The organism is Streptomyces niveiscabiei (assembly GCF_001419795.1).
GTDB classification, from domain to species: Bacteria; Actinomycetota; Actinomycetes; order Streptomycetales; family Streptomycetaceae; genus Streptomyces; species Streptomyces niveiscabiei.
This window is the reverse complement of the sequence record NZ_LIRL01001285.1, coordinates 1-1,551: the sequence shown is the minus strand read 5'-3', so window position 1 is coordinate 1,551 and position 1,551 is coordinate 1. Positions and strand designations below refer to the sequence as shown.

The following is a 1,551-nucleotide window of genomic DNA, read 5'->3' as shown; positions in this document are numbered from 1 at the left end:
CTCCTCCGCCGCCCGCGCGGACCGGGGCCACCGGGGTGGCGTGCGGGGTCGCGCCGGGGCCCGCGACCGTGATCCTGCCCTTGATCTCGATGTCCGCGCAGGTGATCGTCACGGCGTACGCGCCCGGCTCGGTCGTCGAGCGGATCTTCGTCTCGCCGACGAGGGTGCCGTCGGTGCCGATCAGGCGGGCGTCCGAGACGAAGACGCCGGACACCGCCTTCGCCGTCTTCCCCGTACAACCGCTGACCTTGAGAGCTACTTCGCCACCGGCCACGGGCGTCGACGGGACCACCGAGACGCTCCGGTCCCCGTCCGCCGCGTACGCCGCAGGTACGACCGGGGCGAGAGCCAGGGCGGCGACCAGGACGCCGGTACGGAGCGTGAAGCGCAGTGAACCCATCGTGAAACCTCCAGATACCTGGAGGCTCCCCCACGGGGTCGGCTCCCGCACCCTCAGTAGGGGTGGGCTACTCCGTCCGGGTGGGGGTCACGAGGTGGGTCCGGGCGCCCCGGAAGCGGCGGCGTTCCGGGCGCCGGGGTGGTTCAGATCCGTTCGACGAGGTCGGCGATCGAGTCGACGATCTTCGAGGGGCGGTAGGGGAAGTTCTCCACCTGTTCGGGCCGGGTGAGCCCCGTGAGGACCAGGTACGTCTGCATGCCCGCCTCGATGCCGGCCAGGACGTCCGTGTCCATCCGGTCGCCGATCATCGCGCTGCTCTCGGAGTGCGCGCCGATCGCGTTCAGCCCGGTCCGCATCATCAGGGGGTTCGGCTTGCCCGCGAAGTACGGCTGCTTGCCGGTCGCCTTCGTGATCAGCGCGGCCACGGCGCCGGTCGCGGGGAGGGGTCCCTCTGTGGAGGGACCGGTCTCATCCGGGTTGGTGCAGATGAACCGGGCGCCGTCGTTGATCAGCCGGACCGCCTTCGTCATCGCCTCGAAGGAATACGTCCGCGTCTCGCCGAGGACGACGTAGTCCGGCTCGTGGTCGGTCAGCACGTACCCGATGTCGTGCAGCGCGGTCGTCAGACCGGCCTCGCCGATCACGTACGCCGTGCCGCCCGGCCGCTGGTCGTCCAGGAACTTCGCGGTCGCGAGCGCCGAGGTCCAGATGTTGTCGACCGGCACGTCCAGGCCCATCCGCCGCAGCCGGGCGTGCAGGTCACGGGGCGTGTAGATCGAGTTGTTCGTCAGCACCAGGAACGGCTTGCCCGAGTCCCGCAGCTTCTTCAGGAACGCGTCGGCCCCCGGGATCGGGACGCCCTCGTGAATCAGCACACCGTCCATGTCGGTGAGCCACGACTCGATGGGCTTGCGGTCTGCCATGTGCGGGGTCTCCTGCCGTGCCGTACACGAACGCACCGTGAGTGCGTCGTGGGGCCCACCCTAAGCACAGGTCGGATCTTGAGGGAATGGGTGGATTTCCTGGGAATGGCCGGTGGGCTGCGGGGCGTGGTGGAGGTGGGGGACTTGAGAGGGACGGGGTGAGGAGCGAGGGCTCGGAGGTAGGGGGTACTGGGGTGGTAGGGGACTCCCCGTAGTACCGGGGAGGGA

2 protein-coding genes are annotated in these 1,551 nt (G+C 69.8%); both read right to left on the bottom strand.

Translation table 11 applies throughout. The features are described 5' to 3' along the window. The coding region (locus tag AOK24_RS43170) for a hypothetical protein (RefSeq protein ID WP_055725302.1) at positions 1–400 on the bottom strand (400 nt) is incomplete at its 3' end. A gap of 143 nt (positions 401–543) precedes the next feature. Continuing rightward, positions 544–1,323: an HAD-IIA family hydrolase gene (locus AOK24_RS43165; RefSeq protein WP_055725301.1), complete on the bottom strand. Its 780-nt coding sequence runs from the start codon at positions 1,321–1,323 to the stop codon at positions 544–546. Positions 1,324–1,551: the final 228 nt, after the last annotated feature.

Coding starts and splice junctions, on each gene's coding strand:
- AOK24_RS43165 (WP_055725301.1), bottom strand. CDS start 1,323: ATGGCAGACCGCAAGCCCATCGAGTCGTGGCTCACCGACATGGACGGT.